Source organism: Aeromonas sp. DNP9, assembly GCF_001728955.1.
In the GTDB taxonomy this organism is placed as follows: domain Bacteria; phylum Pseudomonadota; class Gammaproteobacteria; order Enterobacterales; family Aeromonadaceae; genus Aeromonas; species Aeromonas veronii.
Window position 1 is genome coordinate 1 of the sequence record NZ_LYSQ01000042.1, and the last position, 21,270, is coordinate 21,270.

The window sequence follows — 21,270 nt, forward strand, 5'->3', positions numbered from 1 at the left end:
AACGCCCATGCTGACTGCCACGTCACCGAGCCCCTTGGGCGCTTGCTCCAGCCGTGCATAGGTGCCGGGAATGGCGATGGGCTTGCGGATGGTGCCGTTGGTAAATTGCTCTACCGCGATATTGATATTGAGTTTTGCCAGGGCATCCTGGGTTGCGGGAAGTCGGCTAATTTCCCCCTGTGGGCTATTGACCATCAGGCTTTCACTGGCCGGATTATAAGAGAGCTTGGCATAGGCACCAGCCGGAATTATCCAGGTCAGCGCAATGGCCAGCAACATAATAAGAAACAGAATGGTAAATGCAGTAGGGAATTGTCTGCGTGGTGTGGTATTCGGCACGGCACACATAAAATGCTCCTTGATAAAGCAGGTTTGGGCTCGGCGGAATATCGGGTCGATAGGGTTTCTGCGTCATACATCCAAGGTACGCAAACCCACTGTGGATTGCGTAGTAATTGGCGAGAAATCTGGCCTGATATTGAACATCCGGTAGATTGTTTCACGTTGTAACCGTAACCCGTGCGTGGCTGGATGAACATGGCGCCATGCTCGCTTTATGGGATGGCTAACAGAATTTATTTGTCATGGATTTAACAGCTGATATGAAATAAAAGTTATTATGCAATAACTATTTCAGTTTTCGCTTAACTTGGCTTGTCTTAAATAAATGCCATGAAAATAGTGCGCACCGAAATGAATGAAATGACATATAGAGCAGCTTTGGCGGGATAATATTCCACTATCGTCATTTTTCGTTATTCGCCAAAAACAGCCTGTGAAAAAAATGGCACGTTTTCCCGTAATGAAATATTTTTTTTGCAACGAAAACAGGGAACCCCTGTTGGCAGCAGGCTGTTCCTGTCTAAGACGTTTTGCTAATACCTGCCGCCGCAGGCTCGCTGTTAGGCTGTCATCCCCATAAGAGACCAGTGACGGGCAGGATGCCCATGTCGCTTGCTGATCTCTGAATCATCCCGAAACTGCCCGTTTTGTGCCACCTGTGAGGAAGGAATCCGATGACAGTGCAGAACATCTATGAGCGCGACCTTGCCAAAACTGCCGCCAATTTTGAGGCCCTGACCCCCATCAGCTTTCTGGGGCGGGCGGAGCGGGTCTATCCCGACTATCCGGCGCTGATCCACGGCTCGCTGCGCCAGAGCTGGGGCGAGACCGCCCGCCGTTGCCGCCAGCTGGCCTCGGCTCTGCGGCTTAGCGGTATCGGGGAGGGGGATACCGTCTCCATCGTTGCGCCCAATATCCCGGCGATGTTTGAAGCCCACTTCGGGGTGCCCATGAGCGGTGCTGTGCTCAACACCATCAATACCCGGCTCGATGCCGAGTCGATGGCTTTTATCTTCCAGCATGCCCAGAGCAAGGTGGTGCTGGTGGACAGGGAGTTCGGCCCTGTGGTGCGCAAGGCGCTGGATCTGCTGGAGAGCCTACCGCTGGTCATTGCCATCGACGATCCCCTCTACCGGGAGGGGGCGCTTATCAGTGAACTGACCTATGAGGCCTTTATTGCCACCGGTAACGGCGATGAGCCTGGCTGGCTGCCGCAAGATGAGTGGCAGGCTATCTCCCTTAACTACACCTCCGGCACCACCGGCAACCCCAAGGGGGTGGTCTATCACCATCGCGGCGCCCACCTCAACGCCATCAACAATGTGCTCTCCTGGGAGCTGCCCAAACATCCCGTCTACCTCTGGACCTTGCCGATGTTTCACTGCAACGGCTGGTGCTTCCCCTGGACGCTGGCGGCCACCGCCGGGGTGAGCGTCTGCCTGCGCCATGTGCAGGCGGCCACCATTTATGAGGCGCTGCACGAGCACAAGGTGAGCCATTTTTGCGCGGCGCCCATCGTGCTCAATATGCTCAACAATGCCGATCCGGCGCTCAAGCAGGGGCTGGATCACCCCATCAAGGTGATGACCGCTGGCGCTGCGCCCCCCGCCACCGTGATCGCTGGGATGGAGGCGATGGGGATCGCAGTGACCCACGTGTATGGCCTCACCGAAACCTATGGCCCCTGCGTGTTGTGCGAACCGCAAAGAAGCTGGCAAGGTCAGGATGCCACCACGCTGTCGCGTCTCAAGGCACGGCAGGGTGTTGCGTCGCCCCTGCAGGGGGAGATGCGGGTTATCAATCCGGTCACAGGCGAGCCGGTGGCCAAGGATGGCAAAACCATGGGGGAGATAGTGCTGCGGGGTAATGTGGTGATGAAAGGCTATCTGAAAAATCCGGCGGCCAGCGCCGAGGCGATGGCGGAAGGGTGGTTTCGCAGTGGCGATCTGGCGGTATGGCACCCGGATGGTTATGTGGAGATCAAGGACAGATCCAAGGACATCATCATCTCGGGCGGGGAGAACATCTCCAGTCTGGAGGTGGAAGATGTGCTCTATCGTCATCCGGATGTAGACGAAGCGGCGGTGATCGCCATGCCGGACGAGAAGTGGGGGGAGGTACCCTGCGCCTTCGTGAAACTGAAAGAGGGGCGAGAGACTACCCAGGCGGAGCTGATCGCCTTTTGCCGTGAGCAGATGGCCCACTTCAAGGCCCCCAAACGCATCATCTTCACCCCGCTGCCGAAAACCTCGACCGGCAAGGTGCAAAAATTCGTGCTGCGCAAACAGCTGGGGTAGCGGCCTGTTAGTAAGGCGCCAGCACAAACTTTCATAGGAGGGAGATACGAGGGAGTTGGAGGGCTGCGGGCCCTCCCGTTGTATGGCTAGGGTGCCTTGCAGGCGACGCAGTTGCGGCCGCTCTGTTTAGCCTGATAGAGCATCTGATCGGCGCGGGCGTAGAGGCTCTCCATCAGCTCCCCCTCGCCATTTTCCACCAGCCCGGCACTGATGGTGATGACCAGCTCATCCCCATCGGGCAGGGGCAGCGTGCTTTGCATCACCTGCAGGCGCAGCCGTTCGGCCAGGGATGCTGCGGCCTGGAGGGTGGTGTTGGGCAGTAAAATGGCGAACTCGTCACCACCGATACGAGCCAGCACATCTTCGCTGCGCAGCACCGATTGCATCACCCTGCCCAGATGCATCAGCGCGCTATCCCCAAGGGGATGCCCGAAGCGATCGTTGATGCACTTGAACTGATCCACATCCAGCACCATCAGCACCGAGGTGAGGTGGTGGCGCATGTCCAGACTGAGGTTCTTCTCGCAGATTTCGAAAAAGAAACGGCGGTTGTAGAGACCGGTGAGGCCATCGCGCACCGACTGTTGGTGCAGCTGCTCCTTGAGCTGGTGCAGTTCGGTGATATCTGAGGAGATACCGATCAGGGTGGGGGTGCCATCCCCCAGCAGAAAGGGCACCTTGACCGACCAGTAGTAGTGCTGATTGCCTTCGGGATCGGTCAGCATCTCTTCCCCGGCTTGCAGCTCACCGGTTTCGAATACCCGGTTGTCCAGCCGCCACAGCTGGCAGGCGCTGGCAGCCGGGATCACCTCATCATCGCGCCGGTTGATGATCTGCTCGGCAGGAAGGCCCAGCAGATCGGCGACCTTTTGGTTGACGTAGAGAAAGCGGTGCAGGCTGTCCTTCATATAGATATGGGCATCCACATTGGCGAGGATGAGCTCCAGCAACTGGTGCTGCTCCGCCAGCCGCGCCTCGATCAGCTTGTGTTCGGTGATATCGGTGGAGATGCCGCACAGGCCGATCAGGTTGCCATCCTTGTCATGGATGGGCTTTTTGACGGTCCAGTAGCAGCGCTTTTCCCCGGTGGATTTGAGGTAGTTGACTTCCTCCTGGGCGATGGCGACTTGCTGCTCCAGTACCAACCGGTCGTTGCGTTGAATGGTGTCGGAGAATTCGAGATCAAAAAAGGCCCGATCATCCTGCCCCTGCAACTCGGCGAGGGTGCAGCCAAAGAGATCCAGCACCGCCTGATTGGCATAGGTGTAACGGCCCGCCAGATCCTTGGTAAACATGTAGGCGTCCGTCTCGTTGAAGATGGCTTTGAGGTGATCCAGCTCATGCTGTAACTGGATAGAGAAGGGTTCATCCTTCATGGGGTTAACCATCCTTGGTCAATGGAGTCGTTGTATACCGCGCTAATATATGTACCAACGGTTTAAATTAAGCACTGAACAGGCCATATTTCGTGTTTATTTCCGCAAGTTCTGCGCCATGTCACACGATTGTCATTGTTGGTGTGGTCAAAGGAAATCAACTGAGTCCGTGGCTATGCAGATAACCGTCCCACCTATATCGGCCCGGCATCGTGGGCCAGCAGCAGAGCAATTGCACGGCAGTCAAATACGCCAGCCCGAGCGGCAGAAAGGGCAACAAACAGGTCTTTAATCAAACTATTTTCACTGTGCCCCTGATATCATCTTCAGCAACGCAATATGGAGAGATTCGAGATGGCAGTGGCACCGTTTAATTGGGATGACGCAGTTCAGTGGGACGGGCCGGGGGCTATTGCGGGTAGCGAAGAGATCTTGAGTGCCGATCGGCTGGAGCGCGCCCGCTATGCAGAGTTTCTGACCAACTACCTGGCCGCCGAAGGCAAGCAGCGCAACTATGTGCTCAACCTCAATGCCGAATGGGGGGCGGGTAAAACCTGGTTTATCAAGCGCTGGTATATGGAGCTGAAAGCGCACTATCCCACTGTCTATATCGATGCCTGGCAGCAGGACTTTTCCGATGACCCCTTATTGACGGTGATTTCGTCGATCATCGAGCAATTGAAAGATGCAACAGGAAATAAGGTTGCAATACCTGATGGCATCAAGTCCAAGCTATTGGGGTTGCTAAAGGTGGGCGGAAAATTGGTACTCAAGTCAGCCATTAAAAAAGCTGGACTTGAAGATGGTGACTTTTCTATGGAAGGCGAAGATGCAGATAAGCTGGTTGATACGCTTTGTAGCAATCACAAAGAGCGTTATGAATCTATCCAGTATCTTAAACAAGAGATCCGGCAATGGGTTGAGGGAGCTGTTGGTTTAAGTGAAGGAGAACTGGACTATCCCGCATTTATTTTGATTGATGAGCTTGATCGTTGTCGTCCCTCTTATGCGGTAGAAATGCTGGAGACCATCAAACATATTTTTGATATTCCCGGGGTGGTGTTTGTACTTGCAACCGATACCGAGCAGTTACAGCATGCCATCAAGGTCATTTATGGCGATGGTTTCGATGCAGAAAGCTATCTTGGACGATTTTTCCATAGACGATTTACGTTAGGCAGTATCTCTCGGCGAGAGTTTATTCAGCAGGCAATTGTAGATAAAAAAATGCATTTTGAGCATGTCAATGTATGGCCAGAGGTCACTGATAGCAAAGTTTTAGTAAATATATTGACAGCTGTTTGTGATCATTTTTCATTGAGCTTAAGAAAAACAGAGCAAGTGTTGGATAGAACGATTGCTTCCACCATTCATTACGAGGGCAGTACGTTAAATCTGATTTTCCTTGTTTACCTGTTTTCTCTGTGCGAGAAAAGCAATGAAGATTATCGCGCTGTAGCAGATGGAAAAATACCTACGGAAGATAATAATCCTAAGTTAAAAGGATTCAGTATGCTCATGAGTGAATATAAGGAACAGATTTTTCCATGCATTGTGAAAGCGCAAAGTTCAATCGGCACATATATAAGCACTGAAAATAATTTTAGTCCATATGAAAGTACAAATAGATATCGTAATCCTTTTAAGGATAAAGAGTATGGCGTATCTCTTCGGCGTATCTTGTCTATCTCATATGAGAGTATGTTGAAGCCCAGAGTAGTTGATGAGCTTTCGTATGGTTTAATTAATTTAGTTCAAGAATGTTCCAATAGGATGAGAGAGTTGACTCCGGAGGAAAATGCTGTTTTGGTAGAGCCAGAATTGCTGCAATTAGAAAGCAGGCTAACGGTATATAAAAATTTAGTAGAGTTGGCTGTCCATCTTGAATAAATAAAGCCGGGAGATCCCGGCTTTATTATAAATTTATTTATTGTGCCGCTCATAAAGCCGCTGAACGACATCCTGTAATCCCAGCCCTTCATTTTGTAGCAGCACGGTCAGGTGGTAGAGCAGATCGGCGGATTCGTCGATGAGCTCCTCCCGATCCTTGGCCATGGCGGCCAGCGCCACTTCCACACCTTCCTCACCTACCTTCTGAGCGATGCGCTTGGTGCCTTTGCCGTAGAGGTTGGCGGTGTAGCTGGTGGCCGGATCGGCCCCTTTGCGGGCGGCCAGGATCTGTTCCAGCTCTGCCAGAAAACCGAGGGGCGGCAGCGGGTGACCATGGAAGCAGGAGGTGGTGCCTTTATGGCAGGTGGGGCCGATGGGGTTGGCGGCGATCAGCAGCGAGTCCTGATCGCAGTCGGTGCTGATGGCCACGAGTTGGAGCACATTGCCCGAGCTTTCACCCTTGGTCCAGAGCCGCTGTTTGCTGCGGCTAAAGAAGGTGACCTGACCGGTGGTCTGGGTCTTTTCCAGCGCTTCGCGGGTCATAAAGCCCTGCATCAGCACCTCGCCGCTGGCGGCGTGCTGGACGATGGCGGGTATCATGCCATCGCATTTTGCCCAATCGAGTTGTTCGGCAAGGGGGCGCGCGCAGGCGGTGGTTTGTGCATTATCAGAGAAGTTATTCACGGATGGCGACTCCTTCGGTTTTCAGCCAGCGTTTTAATTCGGGAATGGGGATAAGGCCCTTGTGGAACACAGAGGCGGCCAGCGCCCCGTCCACATCGGCGAGGGTGAAGGCATCGCGAAAGTGTGCCATGGCACCGGCACCGCCGGAGGCAATCAGCGGCACCTTGCAGACGCTGCGCACCAGTTTGAGCTGCTCGAGATCATAACCCTGACGCATGCCATCCTGATTCATCACGTTCAGCACGATTTCGCCCGCGCCGCGCTTTTGCACTTCCTTTACCCAGTCGAGGGTGTGCCAGGCGGTGGTGCAGGTGCGACTCTCGTCACCGGTAAACTGTTTGACCTGATAGTGGCCCGTGTCGGCATCGAAGTAGGAGTCAATGCCCACCACCACGCACTGCACGCCAAAGCGCTCGGCCAGTCGGCTGATGAGGGTCGGGTCGGCAAGGGCCGGAGAGTTGATGGAGACCTTGTCGGCGCCAAATTCGAGGATCTGGCGGGCGTCCTCCACACTTTTGATGCCACCGGCAACGCAGAAGGGGATATCGATCACCTCCGCTACCCGGCTCACCCAGCTCTTGTCCACCACCCGGGCATCGCTGGAGGCGGTGATGTCATAGAACACCAGCTCGTCAGCGCCCTCTTCGGCGTAGCGGCGCGCCAGCTCGACAATGCCGCCCATCACCTCGTGGTTGCGAAACTGCACCCCTTTGACCACCACGCCATCTTTCACGTCGAGGCAGGGGATAATACGTCTTGCCAGCATCAGTGGCCTCCTCTGGTATCAGCAGCGGGAGCTTGCCAGCAGGCGATGGCGTCACCTACCGAGAATTTGCCCTCCAGCAGGGCGCGGCCAAGGATGATCCCCTTGACGCCGGAGCCCTTGAGCGCCTCGATATCAGCGATGCCGCCAATGCCGCCGGAGGCCTGAAAGGCAACGCTCGGGTAGCGGGCGCAGAGATCCCGATAGAGTTCGACGTTGGTGCCAGCCAGGGTGCCGTCACGGCTGATGTCGGTGCAGAGCACATGCTTGAGCCCGGCGGGGAGGAAGCGCTCGATCAGTGCTTCGATGGTCACGCCGCTGTTCTCCTGCCAGCCTGCCACCGCGATATGGCGATTGCCCTGCTCATCGATATTGACGTCCAGCGCCAGCACGATCTGCTCGGGGCCATATTTCTCCATCCAGCTAGCAACCAGATCCGGGGATTTGACAGCGGTGGAGCCAATCACCACCCGGCTGGCACCGGCGGCCAGCAGATCCGCCACATCCTGTTCGGTGCGCACGCCGCCGCCAACCTGCACCGGCGCTTCGGTGGCTGACAGCAGCTGGGTCAGCAGGGGCAGCTGGCGCGCCTTGGCATCCTTGGCACCGTCCAGATCCACCAGATGGAGCTGCACCGCTCCCTGAGAGACATATTCGTCGAAGCGGGCCTGCGGGCTGCTGCTGTATTCGGTCTTCTGCTCGTAGTCCCCCTGATAGAGGCGAACTACCTGACCGTTGATAAGGTCAATTGCGGGAATGATCATTCATAGCTCCAGAAAATTTTGCAGCAAACGGGCACCGGCTGCGCCTGAGCGCTCCGGGTGGAATTGGGCGCCAAAGAAGTTGCTGTGTTCAGCAACCCCGCCCACGATGGCGGTGAAAGGCTTGCCATAGTCGCAGGTCGCCAGTGTCGCTTCTGTCACCTCCAGCGCATAGGAGTGCACGAAGTAGAAGTAGCTGCCGCTCGGGATCCCCTTGAGCAGGGGATGGGTCTCGTCATGCTCAATCTGGTTCCAGCCCATATGGGGCAGGCGCATGCTTGACTGGTGTAAGGTGCCGACCTCCATCAACCGGATCTTGCCCGGCACAATGCCAAGGCAGTCGATGAGATCGCCTTCACTGCCATCGGCACTCATGCTCTCTTCGGAGGCCTCCGCCAGCATTTGCATGCCAAGGCAAAAGCCCAGCAGCGGCTGCTTGGCGGCGCGAATTAGGGGCACCAGCCCGCGCTCGTTGAGGTTTTTCATGGCGGCTACCGCGGTGCCGACGCCGGGCAGGATCAGCTTGTCCGCCTGCTCGATATCGGCCGCCACGCTTGAGACCAGCGGCTGCACGCCGAGGCGCTCGAACGCCATTCTGACCGAGGCCAGATTCGCGCAGCCGGTATCGATAATGACCAGCTTCTGCTTGCTCACATCCATCACAGCACTCCCTTGCTGGAGGGAAGCTCGCTCCCTTCCACCCGAATGGCCTGACGCAGGGCACGGCCAAAGCCTTTGAATAGCGCCTCCACCTGATGGTGGGTGTTGCCGCTGTCCACCTTCATCTGCAATGTGATGGCCATGGCGTCCGAGAGGGAGCGGAAGAAGTGGGGCACCATCTCGGTGGCCATCTCGCCCACGTTGTCGCGGCCAAAGCCGCTCGGGCAGTCAAACACGAAGTAGGGGCGACCGCTCAAGTCCAGCGCTGTGCTCACCTTCTGTTCGGTCAGCGGACGCGCATCGATCACCGCCTGCACCTCGTCCATTGCCAGCACGAAGCCGAAACGGCCGATACCGCGCTTGTTGCCAAGGGCCTGACGCAGCGCCTGACCCAGCGCCAGTCCGACGTCTTCCACCGTGTGGTGATCATCGATATGCAGATCGCCGCTGACGTTTAGCTTGAGCTGGAAACCGGCGTGGGTGGCAATTTGATCCAGCATGTGATCAAAGAAGCCGATACCGGTGGCGATCTGGTTGCCGCCACTCTTGTCCAAATCCAGCGCCACCTGGATGCGGGTCTCCTTGGTGTAGCGTTCCACCGAGGCTACGCGCCCCTTGGACAACAGCTGATCACGGATGGCGAGCCAGTCGTGATCCTGCGGGTGGTAGCGAATACCGCTAATGCCCATGTTCTCGGCCAGCTGCAGATCGGTCTGGCGATCACCAATAACGAAGGAGTTGGTAAAGTCGATACGACCGGAGGCGAGATACTCTTTCACCAGCCCGAGGTGGGGCTTGCGGCAGCTGCAGCCGTCGGTGGGAAAGTGCGGGCAGATCAGCACCTGCTCCCACTTCACCCCTTGCGATTCAAACAGGTGCATCATCAGGTCGTGGGGTGGCTGGAAGTTCTCCAGCGGCAGGCTGGCGGTGCCCAGTCCGTCCTGGTTGGTCACCATCACCAGCACGTAACCAGCGGCCTGCAACTCGCGCAGCACCGGAATGACCATGGGCTCGAAGCGCAGCTTGGCGAGGCTATCCACCTGCTTGTCGGTCACCGGCTCTTCAATCAGGGTGCCGTCGCGGTCGATAAATAAAAACGGGGTCTTCATCGCTACATCCTTGTCTTACAAAGTGGGAGAGGGCAGATCACGCAATACCGCCAGCACGGCATCCATCTCGCCCTGATAGCCGATGGTGACGCGAATGCTGTTGTCCAGACCCGGTTTGCTGGAGAAATCCCGCAGTATGATGCCGGCGGCCTTCATGGCGGCAAACACGCTGGCGCCATCCACAAAGCGCACCAGCACGAAGTTGCCCTTGTCCTCGAATACTTCCTTCACGCAGGCAAGCTTGGCCAGCTCTGCCTTGAAGGCGGCTTTTTGCTTGTTGAGCTCCATCACTCGCTCCTGCATCAGCTCCAGTCCCATGGGGGAGAGGGCCTGCGCGGCGATCTGGGCGATGGGCTCGGGGATGGGATAGGGGGCGATCACCTTGGCCAGCATGGCGATCACCTCGGGGCTTGCCAGCGTAAAGCCGCAGCGGATCCCCGCCAGGGCAAAAGCCTTGGAGAGGGTGCGGGTCACCACCAGATTGGGGAAGCGGGCCAGCAGGTCCACCACGGACGCCTCGGGGCAGAACTCGATATAGGCTTCGTCCACCACCACGATGGCGCGATCCCGAGCTTTTTCCAGCAGGGCGATGAGGCCGTCGCGACCCAACAGATCCCCGGTGGGGTTGTTGGGGGAGCAGAGAAACACAAGCTTCACATCAGACAGACTGTCCGCGATGGCGGGCCAGTCCGGCTGGCGGCTGGCGGTCAGCGGCTGCTCGACGATGCCCACGCCACAGGTCTCGGCGCTGATGGCGTACATGCCGTAGGTGGGTGGGCAGATAAGGATCTGATCTTCACCCGCTTCACAGAAGGTGCGAATAAGCAGCTCGATGGCCTCGTCGGCGCCACGGCTCACCAGCACCTGATCGGGATTGACTCCAGCGTAGGCGGCATAGCCGTTCACCACCTCGGCCGGTTGACACTCGGGGTAGCGGTTGAGGCGGCTCCCCTCGATGGTGAAGGGATAGGCCTGCGGCGCCTCGTTGGCGTTGAGCCAGACGTGGCCCTTGCCGCCGATGCGGCGGGCGGATTGATAAGGGGTGAGGGCCCGCACCACGCGGCGCGCCAGATTGGCAATGCTCATGACAAATCCTTCTGCTGTGCTGTTGGTTGGGGCGCGGCGGCCAGGGCGTTCAACCTGAGGGTGACGGCATTTTTGTGGCCATTGAGCCCCTCGGCCTCAGCAATGCGCTCGACGATGGGGCCAAGGCCCTGAATGCCGCGCTCGCTCAGCTCCTGCACCGTGTAGCGGCGCTGATAATCGGCAAGGCCAAGGCTCGAGCAGGTGCGGGCATAGCCGTAGGTGGGCAGAGTGTGATTGGTGCCGCTGGCGTAATCGCCGACCGACTCGGGGGTCCATGCTCCTAGGAAGATGGAACCGGCGTTCTCGAGTTTATCCAGCAGATCACGGGGGTCGCGGGTCTGCACAATCAGGTGCTCCGGCGCGTAGGCGTTGGAGATGGCACTCGCCTCGGCCAGATCGTCACAGAGGATCACCAGACTTGAGCCCAGCGCCTGCGAGGCGATATCGCGGCGGCTCAACTTGGCCAGCTGGCTCTTGATTTCGCCAGCGATGGCATCGGCCAGCAGCGGCGAGGTAGTCACCAGCACCACCTGGCTGTCGGGGCCGTGCTCGGCCTGGGAGAGCAGATCCGCCGCCACGAAGGCGGGGTTGGCGCTCTCGTCGGCAATCACCAGCACCTCGGAGGGGCCGGCGGGCATATCGATGGCGGCGCCGCGCCAGTCGCGGGATACCTGCCCCTTGGCTTCGGTCACATAGGCGTTGCCCGGGCCGAAGATCTTGTCCACCTTGGGGATGCTCGCGGTGCCGTAAGCCATCGCCGCGATGGCCTGGGCGCCGCCAATGGCGAACACCTTCTCGACCCCGCAAGCGCGGGCGGCAAACAGGATCTCGTCGCTGGCCGGGGACGGGGTGCAGAGCACAACTTCACGGCAACCGGCTAAGCGTGCCGGAATGGCCAGCATCATCACGGTGGAGGGGAGTGGTGCGCTGCCCCCCGGCACATAGAGGCCGACCCGACTGATGGGCTGGGTGCGCAGCTCGCATACCACCCCGGGCTGGGTCTCGACTCGTACCACCGGCTGCACTTGCGCGGCGTGGAAGGTGCGAATATTGGCAATGGCCGCTTCGATGGCGCTTTTGATATCGTTATCCAGCCGCGCGCAGGCGGCTTCAATCTCGACTTCGCTGACGCGCAGCTGCTCACGGGGGGCGCGCTCGAAGCGCAGGCTCAGCTCGCGCAGGGCTTCATCGCCACGGCTGCGCACCGCGGCGATGATATCCCGCACCACGGCGCCGATATCGGCCTCGTCATTGAGGGCCGGTCGGGTCAGCACGTCGGCCTGCTGGGCGGGGGATAGGGTCTTCCAGATCAGGGTCTGCATGATGTCCCTTCCTTATTCCATCATTTTTTCGATGGGCAGCACCAGAATGGAGCTGGCGCCCAGAGCCTTGAGCTGCTCCATGGTCTCCCAGAACAGGGTCTCGCTGGAGACGACGTGCAGGGCGACCTGATTGGTATCTCCGGCCAGTTGCATGATGGTGGGGCGCTCGGCACCCGGCAGCAGATCGGTGATGGCATCGAGCTTGTCTTTGGGGGCGTGCAGCATGATGTACTTGCTCTCGCGCGCCTGCTGCATTCCCTGAATGCGGGGCAGCAGGGTGTCGATGATCTTCTGCTTGGCATCGGACAAGGGGTTGGGCGCCTGCACCAGTACCGCCTTGGATCGGTAGATCACCTCCACCTCTTTGAGGCCGTTGGCCTCCAGGGTGGCGCCGGTGGAGACCAGATCGCAGATGGCATCGGCCAGGCCCGCGCGGGGGGCCACTTCCACCGAGCCGCCCAGCATCACGCTCTTGAAGCCGAGACCCTTTTCGTCGAAGAAGCGCTTGAGCAGCCCGGGGTAGGAGGTGGCGATGCGTTTGCCGGCAAGGCTCTCTGGCCCTGTGTAGGTTACATCTTCCGGCACCGCCAGCGAGAGGCGGCAGCCACCAAAGTCCAGCTGTTTGAGGGTTTTGACCTCGAAGGGCAGTCCCTGTGAAGCGCGAATAAGCTGCACCTCTTCCAGCACGTTCTCGCCGATGATGCCAAGGTCGACCACCCCTTCCATCACCAGACCCGGGATGTCGTCATCACGGACCCGCAGGATATCGATGGGCATGTTCTCGACATGGGCGATGAGGCGCTGCTCGCGCAGGTTGATTTTCAGGCCACAGCTCTTGAACAGAGCTTGGGAGTCCTGGCTCAGACGACCGGACTTTTGCATGGCGATACGCAGACGTTGTGTTTCCATTTGCTCGATTTCCTTCTAGTCAAAAACGAAAAAACCCTCGGAAGTGGGTGCTTCCGAGGGTTTATGAATCTTGCGGTCCTTTTGGAAGTCACCAGTTAAGTGTCTTCCAGCAGTCAACCTCCTGAAAGACTAGTCGGGATGATGATGGTGGTGATGAGTCTTCAGGGTGGTGAACTTCATGTAATCAATCCTTTACAAAATAAGATGTCGTAATTGACGCCTGATTTAAACTACCTGCCTTGACAGAAAATGCAACCCGAAATTGTGATTTGATCGATTAAAGTGGCGAAAACGGTTTTCTGGCCGATAACTAGACAATAACCCCTTGCAGGAGTCGCCATCATGCCCAGCCAGGACCTGTTGTTCCCCATTTTGCCCCGGGCGCCCGCCGCGCCCGGCAGCGAAGAGATCAAGCGGGAAGTGAATCAGATCAGCAAAAAGCACAAGCTGCGCAAGACCAGCACTGACAACAGTGACTCCCAGCAGCGCCAGCAGGCGTATAACATGCCCGCCAAACGTGATCAGCCCAAGGCGGAGGAAGGCGATCACAAGCCGGATCCCGAGCATCAGATCGATCTGTTCGTCTAGGCAGATTATCTGTCCCGCTTTTGCCGCGCTTTTGGCATAATGGCCGCTTTTGCTGCGGGACGCCCTTTTGACCATCCAGACCCTGTTCAAGCCAGATGGCCCTCTGGCCAGCCATATCGACGGTTTCAAAGCCCGCGCTCCCCAACTGGAGATGGCCGAAGCGGTCGCGCGCGCCATCAAAAGTGGTGGCCGTCTGCTGGTGGAGGCGGGGACCGGTACCGGCAAAACCTACGCCTATCTGGTGCCTGCGCTGGAATCCGGCAAGCGGGTGGTGATCAGTACCGGCTCCAAGAACCTGCAGGAGCAGCTCTTCTATCGGGATCTCCCGACCATCACCGGCGCGCTCTCCTACACCCCGCCGGTGGCTTTGCTCAAGGGGCGCAGCAATTATCTCTGCATCGAGCGGATGAACAGGCTCTTGAGCGAATCCCATCTGCAAAAGCCTGAAATCCTGAACGATCTGGTGAAGGTCAAATCCTGGTCCACCGCCACCGATAACGGCGATGTGGGGGATATTCCGGGATTGCAGGAGAACGCCGAGATCCTCGCCCACGTCACCAGCACCAACGATAACTGTCTCGGTCGCGATTGCCCCTATTACGACGACTGCCATCTGGTGGTGGCCCGTCGTCGCGCCATGGATGCCCAGGTGGTGGTGATCAACCACCACCTCTTTTTCGCCGATATGGCGGTGAAAGACACCGGATTTGGCGAGTTGGTGCCGGAGGCGCAAGTCTATGTCTTTGACGAGGCTCATCAGCTGCCAGAGATCGCCACCAACTACTTCGGCAAGTCGGTAGGCAGCCGAACAATTCAGGATCTGGCGCAGGATATCCAGCTGGCCTATCGGGCAGAGGCGCACGACATGGCCCAGCTCGGCAAGGCGGCGGACCGGCTTGCTATCGCCAGTCAGGATTTGCGTCTCGCCTTCGGAGTGGATGGCGGTCGCGGCAATACCCGCGACATGTTGCGCCAGCCGCTCTGGGGACAGGCTTTGGCTCGTCTCAACGATGCCATCGGGCTTTGCTACGAGGTGCTGAAACTGGCTCTCGGCCGTGGCGAGCAGCTGGATCACGCCTTCGAGCGCATCAGTGAACTGCGCACCCGTCTTGGCGAGGTGCTGGCGGTCAACCAGACCGGTTTCTCCTACTGGTACGACTGCTCACGGCTTCATTTCACCCTCAATCTGACGCCGCTGTCGGTGGCCGAGCGATTCAGTGCCGAGGTGCAAAGACCGGAAGTGGCCTGGGTCTTCACCTCCGCCACCCTGACGGTGGATATGCGGTTTGATCACTTCAAGGCCGAGCTGGGGCTGGCGGGCAGCGCCGAGATGATCCTCGATAGTCCGTTCGACTATGGCGAGCAGGCGCGGCTTTGTGTACCCCGCTATCTGCCGGAGCCCAATGCCTTTGGCCGCGGCGAGCAGCTGGCCAATCTGATGATCCCGCTCATCAACAAGACGCCGGGTGGCTGTTTCTTCCTCTGCACCAGCCATCAGGTGATGCGTCAGGTGGCCGAGGTGCTGCGCCGGGAAATTGGCCGCACTGTGCTGCTACAGGGGGAGGACAACAAGCAACGGTTACTCAAGGAGTTTGTCGAGAATGGCCGCGCTGTGCTGGTGGCGACCAGTAGCTTCTGGGAGGGGATCGACGTGAGAGGGGCGGCGTTGTCGTGTGTTATCATCGACAAACTGCCGTTTGCCAGCCCCGATGATCCGCTGCTCAAGGCGCGGGTGGATGATTGCAAGCTCAAGGGGGGGGATCCCTTCGCCGAGCTGCAGTTGCCCAAGGCGGTGATTGCCCTCAAACAGGGGGTGGGGCGGCTTATTCGTGATCGCAGTGATCACGGGGTGCTGGTGATCTGTGATCCACGAATGGTCAACAAACCTTACGGCGCCACCTTTATCAAGAGTCTGCCCGCCATCCCCCGTACCCGGGAGTTGGGAACGTTGGGGAGCTTTTTCGATCGCACTGAACGCGGTGAATAAGTGTGCCGCCAGCTAACAGATTTGAACAATGGGTGAGCATATCTCGCTTGCCGGTTATGTAATTGACTGATTTTATAGAGATTGGAAAGCATGAACGAGTTGAAGATCCTGGCCGTTGATACCGCCACCGAAGCCTGCTCCGCCGCCCTGCTGGTGGGTGACAAGCTGTTCTCCCGCTGGGAGGAGGCGCCACGGGATCACACCCGAAAAATCCTGCCCATGGTTCAGGCTGTGTTAGAGGATGCCGGGATAAGTTTGAGTGACCTCGATGCCATCGCGTTCGGCCGCGGCCCGGGCTCCTTTACCGGCGTGCGGATCGGCATCAGTGTGGCGCAAGGTTTGGCGTTTGGCGCGGGAGTGCCGCTGATTGGCATCTCGACCCTGGCCGCCATGGCGCAAGGCGCCTATCGACTGGATGGCGCCGAGCAGGTGCTGACCGCCATCGATGCGCGGATGAACGAGGTCTATTTCGGCCGCTATGAGCTGATTGATGGCCGCATGCAACTGGTGGGTGACGAGGTGGTGAGCGAGCCCGCGGCACTGGTTGACGTCCGTGGAAAGCTGGCGGGTCGGGTGACCTGCGTCGGCACCGGTTTTGAAACCTATGGCGAGACCCTGAGTGGTCTGGCCGATGAGCTGGCGGTGAGTCAGGTGCGCTTCCCGGCGGCAGAAGACATGTTGCCGCTGGCCCGCGCGGCCTGGTTGGCGGGGGAGGCGGTGCCGGTTGAACAGGCGACGCCGGTCTATTTGCGTGACAAGGTGACCTGGAAAAAACTGCCGGGTCGCGAATAAGGGCAGGAGCACTGACGTCATGTCGCTCTTGCCGCTCATCAGCTGCAACACAAGCGGATGGCCCGACGGGCCACGCCGGCAACAGGAGAGTGACATGATGCGTAATACCAGAAGCGACATGATGAAACGCACAATGGTGGTCGGGGCGCTGGCTCTGCTGCTCGGGGCCTGCAGCTCGGTCCCCAAGGAGCTGGCCTATGAGCCAGAAAACCAGCTGGTGGCCTATCAGCCCGCCCTTGGCGGAATGGAGGGCAAACCGGCCCGCTGGAGCGGCGTTATCTCGGCGGTGCACAACAAGGCGGATCAGAGCGTTATTGAAGTGGTCTATCTGCCGCTTAAATCCAACGGTGTGCCGGAGCAGACCGAGCAGAGCCCGGGCCGTTTTCTGGCCATCATGAAGGGTTTTGTCGATCCGACCCTCTACGCCAAGGGGCGTAGCCTGACGGTGCTTGGCACCATAGGCAAACCGGTTGATAGCCAGATTGGCGAGCACAAGTACCGCTTCTCTGTGCTCAATGTGACGGGCAGCAAGCTGTGGCCGCCAGTCAAGGAGATTGAGGTGCGCTATATGGACCCCTACTTCTACGACCCCTTCTATGATCCCTTCTGGCCGAGACGGCCGCTGCGTCGTTAAGGCTTGCCATGATCAACAGCATCAAAAGCACTCTGCACGAACGTCTGCTCACCTTGGCAGATGGTCGGCAGGTGGCCCTGCTTGAGAATCAACTCGCGGATCAGGCTCAGCAGGGCAAACCCCTGCTGATCGCCCTGCATGGCTGGCTCGACAACAGTGCCAGCTTCTTGCCGCTGGCGCCGCATCTGGGGGATTTTCACCTCATCTGTGTCGATCTGCCGGGGCACGGTCACTCCGATCACAAAACCACCCCTTATGTATTTGTCGACTGGCTGGACGATCTCTACCAGATCGTGCGGGCGGCCGGCTGGTCGCGTTTCACCCTGCTCGGTCACTCCCTCGGGGCGTTGATCGCCTCCGCCTATGCCGGGGTGTTTCCCGAACAGGTGGAGCGGTTGATCATGCTGGAGGGGTTGGGGCCGCTGAGCCAGCCCGATGAGGAGGTAGCTGCCCAGCTGCGACGTGCGATTTTAAACCGCAGTCGCACCCGGGAGCGCAGTGCCAACGGCTTTGCCTCGGTTGATGAAGCGGTGGTCGCCCGTTGCAAAGTGGCGGATATCACGTCGCAGGCGGCGCGTCTTATCTGTGAACGGCAGCTTGAAGAGCGGGCAGGGCGCTGGCACTGGCGCAGCGATCCCCGCTTGCGAGATCTGTCGCCCCTGAGAATGAGCGAAGGGCAAGCCCGGGCCCTGATGGCGGCTATCCGCTGTCCGGTACTGTTTATTCAGGGGGAGCAAGGCTTTGCTGCGCTGGAAACCCAATGGCAGTCCCGTCAGGATGCCTTCCAGCAGATCGAACGGGTCATATTGGGTGGAAACCACCATTTTCACATGGAAAATTCGGTTGATACGGCCGTTTGTATCGTAAAGTTTTGTCAAGTTCGGTAGAATCGCCAGCTTTCAATAATTCCAGGTTTGTTTTCTCCCTCACATTTTTCTGTTGTTAATTTGCTGTTAATTGATGTTGCACTGTGTAAATATGTGCGGCATTAGAGCATCAGCTTAAAACAACCGATTAAAATGAATGTGAACCGGGACGGAGGCAACACAGTGAGCGCACAGGTGCTAGTTATGCAGGAGAAGTTTGTGGAAAAAGTCTGGCTGAAACGTTATCCGGAAGGGGTCCCCGCCGAGATCAATCCAGACCAATACAGCTCCCTGGTCGAGATGTTCGAATCCTCGGTGACCCAGTTTGCCGACCAGCCCGCCTTCGTCAACATGGGGCAAACCATCACCTACCGCCGACTGGAAGAGCAGTCCCGCGCCTTCGCTGCCTATCTGCAAAACGAGCTGAAACTGGAGAAGGGTGAGCGGGTCGCGGTGATGATGCCGAACCTGCTGCAATATCCCATCGCCGTGTTCGGCATCCTGCGCGCCGGCATGATAGTGGTCAACGTCAACCCGCTCTATACCCCGCGCGAGCTTGAGCATCAGCTCAAAGATTCCGGTGCCAAAGCCATTGTTATCGTCTCCAACTTCGCCCATACCCTGGAAAAAGTGGTCTACGACACCCCGATCAAGCACGTTATCCTGACCCGGATGGGGGATAACCTGGGGCTGGCCAAGGGCACCCTGGTCAACTTCGTGGTCAAGTACGTCAAGAAGCTGGTGCCGAAATACAATCTGCCCCACGCCACTACCATGCGTCAGGCCCTCTCCAAGGGGCGTTTCCTGCAGTACATCAAGCCGGAGATCACCAATGACGATCTCGCCTTCCTGCAGTACACCGGTGGCACCACCGGCCTCTCCAAAGGGGCCATGCTGACCCATCGCAACATGATTGCCAACGTCGAGCAGTGCCTCGGCGTCTACGGCCCCATGCTGGAGCGCGGCAAGGAGTTCGTGGTCACCGCGCTGCCGCTCTACCACGTCTTTGCCCTGACCGTGAACTGCCTGCTCTTTATGCGTATCGGCGGTTACAACCTGCTGATCAGCAACCCGCGCGACATCCCGGGGTTTGTCAAAGAGATCAAGAAGTATCCCTTCACCTGCATTACCGGGGTCAACACCCTGTTCAATGCGCTGGTCAACAACGAAGAGTTTCAGGGGATCTCCTTTGACAAGCTCAAGCTGACCATCGGCGGCGGCATGGCGGTGCAGCGCGCGGTCGCGGAGAAGTGGAAGACGCTGACCGATACCCCGCTGCTGGAAGGCTATGGCCTGACCGAGTGTTCGCCACTGGTGAGCGTCTGCCCCTACGATCTGACCGATTACAACGGCTCCATCGGTCTGCCGGTCTGCTCTACCGAGATCCGTCTGGTGGATGACAACGGTCAGGTGATCCACACCCTCGGCACCCCGGGCGAGATGCAGGTGCGCGGCCCGCAGGTGATGGTGGGCTACTGGCAGCGCCCAGAGGCGACTGCCGAAGTGATGCAGGATGGCTGGCTCTGTACCGGTGATATCGCCGTGTGCGACGAACAGGGCTTCTTCAAGATCGTTGACCGCAAGAAGGACATGATCCTGGTCTCCGGTTTCAACGTCTATCCGAACGAGATCGAAGATGTCGTTGCCCTGCACCCGAAAGTGCTGGAAGTGGCCGCCGTGGGTGTACCACACAAGGTCTCCGGCGAGTTGGTGAAGATCTTTGTGGTCAAGAAAGATGCAAAATTGCAGGAGGACGAGATTATTGCCCACTGCCGCAAACATCTGACTGCCTATAAGGTGCCGAAACTGGTAGAATTTCGTGACGAACTTCCCAAGACCAATGTGGGCAAGATCCTGCGCCGCGTACTGCGCGACGAGGAGATTGCCAAGCAATAACCGGACTGCGGCTGCAGAATCTTCTGCAAACCAGCACCGTCGTTATGCAAAACCGTGGGTCATCCCACGGTTTTTTCTTTTTGGCCCTGATCAACCGCGCAGGCACAGATGCAATATCAACTTATCACTCAGCAAGACGAACTTGAGCAGTATCTCGCTTCTCTGGCCGACGTTCCCCTGGCTATCGATACTGAATTCGTTCGCACCCGTACCTACTACCCCCAGCTTGGCCTGTTCCAGATCTATGACGGCGAGCATCTGGCGCTGCTGGATCCGCTGACGCTGGATCTCTCCGCCCTCTGGCAGCGACTGGGCAGGGAAGGGCAGATCGCCATCCTGCACGCCTCTGGTGAAGATCTGGAGCTTATCCAGCATCAGGCGGGCCACCTGCCCAACCAGATGCACGATACCCAACTGGCTACCGCCTTTCTCGGTTACGGCGTTTCGGTCGGCTTTGGTGCGTTGGTGAATGAATTCCTCGGGGTCGAGCTGGAAAAAGATCAGGCGCGCACCGACTGGCTGGCACGCCCGCTTACGCCGCGTCAACTCGAATACGCGGCGGCGGATGTCTTCTACCTGATGCCGCTCTACGAGAAGGTGATGGCCAAACTGCGGGAAAGCGGCAAGTTTGCCTGGTTCGAGCAGGAGTGTCAGAACCACTCCGCCCGCAAGACCCAGGGTAGCGATCCCCGTCAGGCATATCTTGAAATCGTCAACGCCTGGCAACTGGGTCGCCGCGAGCTCGCCATTCTGCGCGAGCTGGCCGCCTGGCGCCAGCAAGAGGCGGTGCGCCGGGACCTGGCCCTCAATTTTGTGGTGAAAGAGCTGCACCTGTTCAAGGTGGCGGAGCGTCGTCCTGCCTCCTTGAGGGATCTCAACGAGCTCGGCCTCTCGCCCATCGAGATCAAGATCCATGGCAAGCGGATGCTCGATATCGTCGCCAAGGCGCAGCAGAGCGATCCGGATAGCTGGCCCGAGCCCATTCGCCGGCTGGTGGACTTCCCCCAGTACAAGGCCGAGCTCAAGCGCATCAAGGCCATGGTGGAAGAGAAGGCCAAGGCGAGCAATATTCCGCCCGAGCTGATTGCCAGCAAGAAGATCATTCACCAGTACTTCACCTGGAGCTGGCGGATGAACGACAAAGAGCGGGCCCGCAGCGACAAGCCGATGCTGCTGCAAGGGTGGCGTCATGAGCTGGTAGGTCATCTGTTGGCACAATAAGCCGCAAGATTGCGCCTCCAATAAAAAATCCTCACCCTCGGGTGGGGATTTTTTATTTTCAGGGGATATTTATGATTTAAAATGTCA

Annotated in this window: 18 protein-coding genes, 1 pseudogene and 1 other annotated feature; of the genes and pseudogenes, 9 read left to right on the forward strand and 10 right to left on the reverse strand. The window is 58.2% G+C overall.

Going from position 1 to position 21,270, the window contains the following annotated elements; all coding sequences use genetic code 11:
- Window positions 1-348 (reverse strand): annotated as a pseudogene (locus A9G06_RS20385) (YfcC family protein); the annotation flags it as partial.
- Window positions 349-1,016: 668 nt separating this feature from the next.
- Between A9G06_RS20385 and A9G06_RS20390 the strand changes: the two are divergent.
- Window positions 1,017-2,639: an acyl-CoA synthetase gene (locus tag A9G06_RS20390; RefSeq protein WP_069556435.1), complete on the forward strand. Its 1,623-nt coding sequence runs from the start codon at window positions 1,017-1,019 to the stop codon at window positions 2,637-2,639.
- Window positions 2,640-2,725: 86 nt separating this feature from the next.
- Here the strand turns inward: A9G06_RS20390 and A9G06_RS20395 are convergent, their stop codons facing one another.
- The gene (locus A9G06_RS20395) at window positions 2,726-4,015 is read right to left on the reverse strand and encodes a sensor domain-containing diguanylate cyclase (protein WP_069556436.1); all 1,290 of its coding nucleotides are present in this window, start codon (window positions 4,013-4,015) and stop codon (window positions 2,726-2,728) included.
- Between the two features lie 354 nt (window positions 4,016-4,369).
- Here A9G06_RS20395 and A9G06_RS20400 point away from each other — a divergent pair, with 354 nt between their 5' ends.
- Window positions 4,370-5,905, forward strand: a complete 1,536-nt coding sequence (locus tag A9G06_RS20400) for a P-loop NTPase fold protein (RefSeq protein WP_069556451.1) — start codon at window positions 4,370-4,372, stop codon at window positions 5,903-5,905.
- A 33-nt stretch (window positions 5,906-5,938) separates the two neighbouring features.
- Here the strand turns inward: A9G06_RS20400 and hisIE are convergent, their stop codons facing one another.
- From hisIE to hisG, 8 genes are read right to left on the reverse strand one after another with little or no spacing between them, the layout of a single operon-like run.
- Window positions 5,939-6,589: a bifunctional phosphoribosyl-AMP cyclohydrolase/phosphoribosyl-ATP diphosphatase HisIE gene (hisIE, locus tag A9G06_RS20405; RefSeq protein WP_069556437.1), complete on the reverse strand. Its 651-nt coding sequence runs from the start codon at window positions 6,587-6,589 to the stop codon at window positions 5,939-5,941.
- Entirely contained in the window at window positions 6,582-7,355 is a 774-nt protein-coding gene (gene hisF, locus A9G06_RS20410) for an imidazole glycerol phosphate synthase subunit HisF (RefSeq protein ID WP_069556438.1), read from the reverse strand. Before hisF ends, hisIE begins: the two co-directional genes overlap by 8 nt.
- Window positions 7,355-8,116 carry a 1-(5-phosphoribosyl)-5-[(5-phosphoribosylamino)methylideneamino]imidazole-4-carboxamide isomerase gene (gene hisA, locus A9G06_RS20415; RefSeq protein ID WP_069556439.1) on the reverse strand — a complete coding sequence of 254 codons (762 nt, stop codon included), beginning with the start codon at window positions 8,114-8,116 and terminating at the stop codon, window positions 7,355-7,357. Before hisA ends, hisF begins: the two co-directional genes overlap by 1 nt.
- Entirely contained in the window at window positions 8,117-8,773 is a 657-nt protein-coding gene (gene hisH / locus A9G06_RS20420) for an imidazole glycerol phosphate synthase subunit HisH (protein ID WP_069556440.1), read from the reverse strand.
- A complete protein-coding gene (gene hisB, locus A9G06_RS20425) occupies window positions 8,773-9,882 on the reverse strand; it encodes a bifunctional histidinol-phosphatase/imidazoleglycerol-phosphate dehydratase HisB (protein ID WP_069556441.1) in 1,110 nt (369 codons plus the stop codon). The genes hisH and hisB overlap by 1 nt, the downstream gene beginning before the upstream one ends.
- 15 nt (window positions 9,883-9,897) lie before the next feature.
- Window positions 9,898-10,968 carry a histidinol-phosphate transaminase gene (gene hisC, locus A9G06_RS20430; protein ID WP_069556442.1) on the reverse strand — a complete coding sequence of 357 codons (1,071 nt, stop codon included), beginning with the start codon at window positions 10,966-10,968 and terminating at the stop codon, window positions 9,898-9,900.
- Window positions 10,965-12,290, reverse strand: coding sequence for a histidinol dehydrogenase (hisD, locus tag A9G06_RS20435; protein ID WP_069556443.1), 1,326 nt, complete (start codon window positions 12,288-12,290; stop codon window positions 10,965-10,967). The genes hisC and hisD overlap by 4 nt, the downstream gene beginning before the upstream one ends.
- Window positions 12,291-12,302: 12 nt before the next feature.
- Window positions 12,303-13,199: an ATP phosphoribosyltransferase gene (gene hisG / locus A9G06_RS20440; protein WP_069556444.1), complete on the reverse strand. Its 897-nt coding sequence runs from the start codon at window positions 13,197-13,199 to the stop codon at window positions 12,303-12,305.
- Between the two features lie 29 nt (window positions 13,200-13,228).
- Window positions 13,229-13,353 (reverse strand) — a sequence feature (His leader region).
- A 188-nt stretch (window positions 13,354-13,541) separates the two neighbouring features.
- Between hisG and A9G06_RS20445 the strand changes: the two genes are divergently transcribed.
- From A9G06_RS20445 to rnd, 7 genes are all read left to right on the forward strand, one after another.
- Window positions 13,542-13,787 (forward strand): hypothetical protein, encoded by a 246-nt coding sequence (locus A9G06_RS20445; RefSeq protein WP_069556445.1) that lies wholly within the window; start codon window positions 13,542-13,544, stop codon window positions 13,785-13,787.
- Between the two features lie 67 nt (window positions 13,788-13,854).
- Window positions 13,855-15,774, forward strand: coding sequence for an ATP-dependent DNA helicase (locus A9G06_RS20450; RefSeq protein ID WP_069556446.1), 1,920 nt, complete (start codon window positions 13,855-13,857; stop codon window positions 15,772-15,774).
- Between the two features lie 90 nt (window positions 15,775-15,864).
- On the forward strand, window positions 15,865-16,566 hold the full coding sequence (tsaB, locus tag A9G06_RS20455) for a tRNA (adenosine(37)-N6)-threonylcarbamoyltransferase complex dimerization subunit type 1 TsaB (protein ID WP_069556447.1): 702 nt from the start codon (window positions 15,865-15,867) through the stop codon (window positions 16,564-16,566).
- Window positions 16,567-16,684: 118 nt separating this feature from the next.
- Window positions 16,685-17,200, forward strand: a complete 516-nt coding sequence (locus tag A9G06_RS20460; RefSeq protein ID WP_069556452.1) for a Slp family lipoprotein — start codon at window positions 16,685-16,687, stop codon at window positions 17,198-17,200.
- Between the two features lie 8 nt (window positions 17,201-17,208).
- Window positions 17,209-18,087, forward strand: a complete 879-nt coding sequence (locus tag A9G06_RS20465) for an alpha/beta fold hydrolase (protein WP_069556448.1) — start codon at window positions 17,209-17,211, stop codon at window positions 18,085-18,087.
- Window positions 18,088-18,285: 198 nt separating this feature from the next.
- Entirely contained in the window at window positions 18,286-19,962 is a 1,677-nt protein-coding gene (gene fadD, locus A9G06_RS20470) for a long-chain-fatty-acid--CoA ligase FadD (RefSeq protein ID WP_139126325.1), read from the forward strand.
- Between the two features lie 108 nt (window positions 19,963-20,070).
- Entirely contained in the window at window positions 20,071-21,183 is a 1,113-nt protein-coding gene (gene rnd, locus A9G06_RS20475; RefSeq protein WP_069556450.1) for a ribonuclease D, read from the forward strand.
- Window positions 21,184-21,270: the final 87 nt, after the last annotated feature.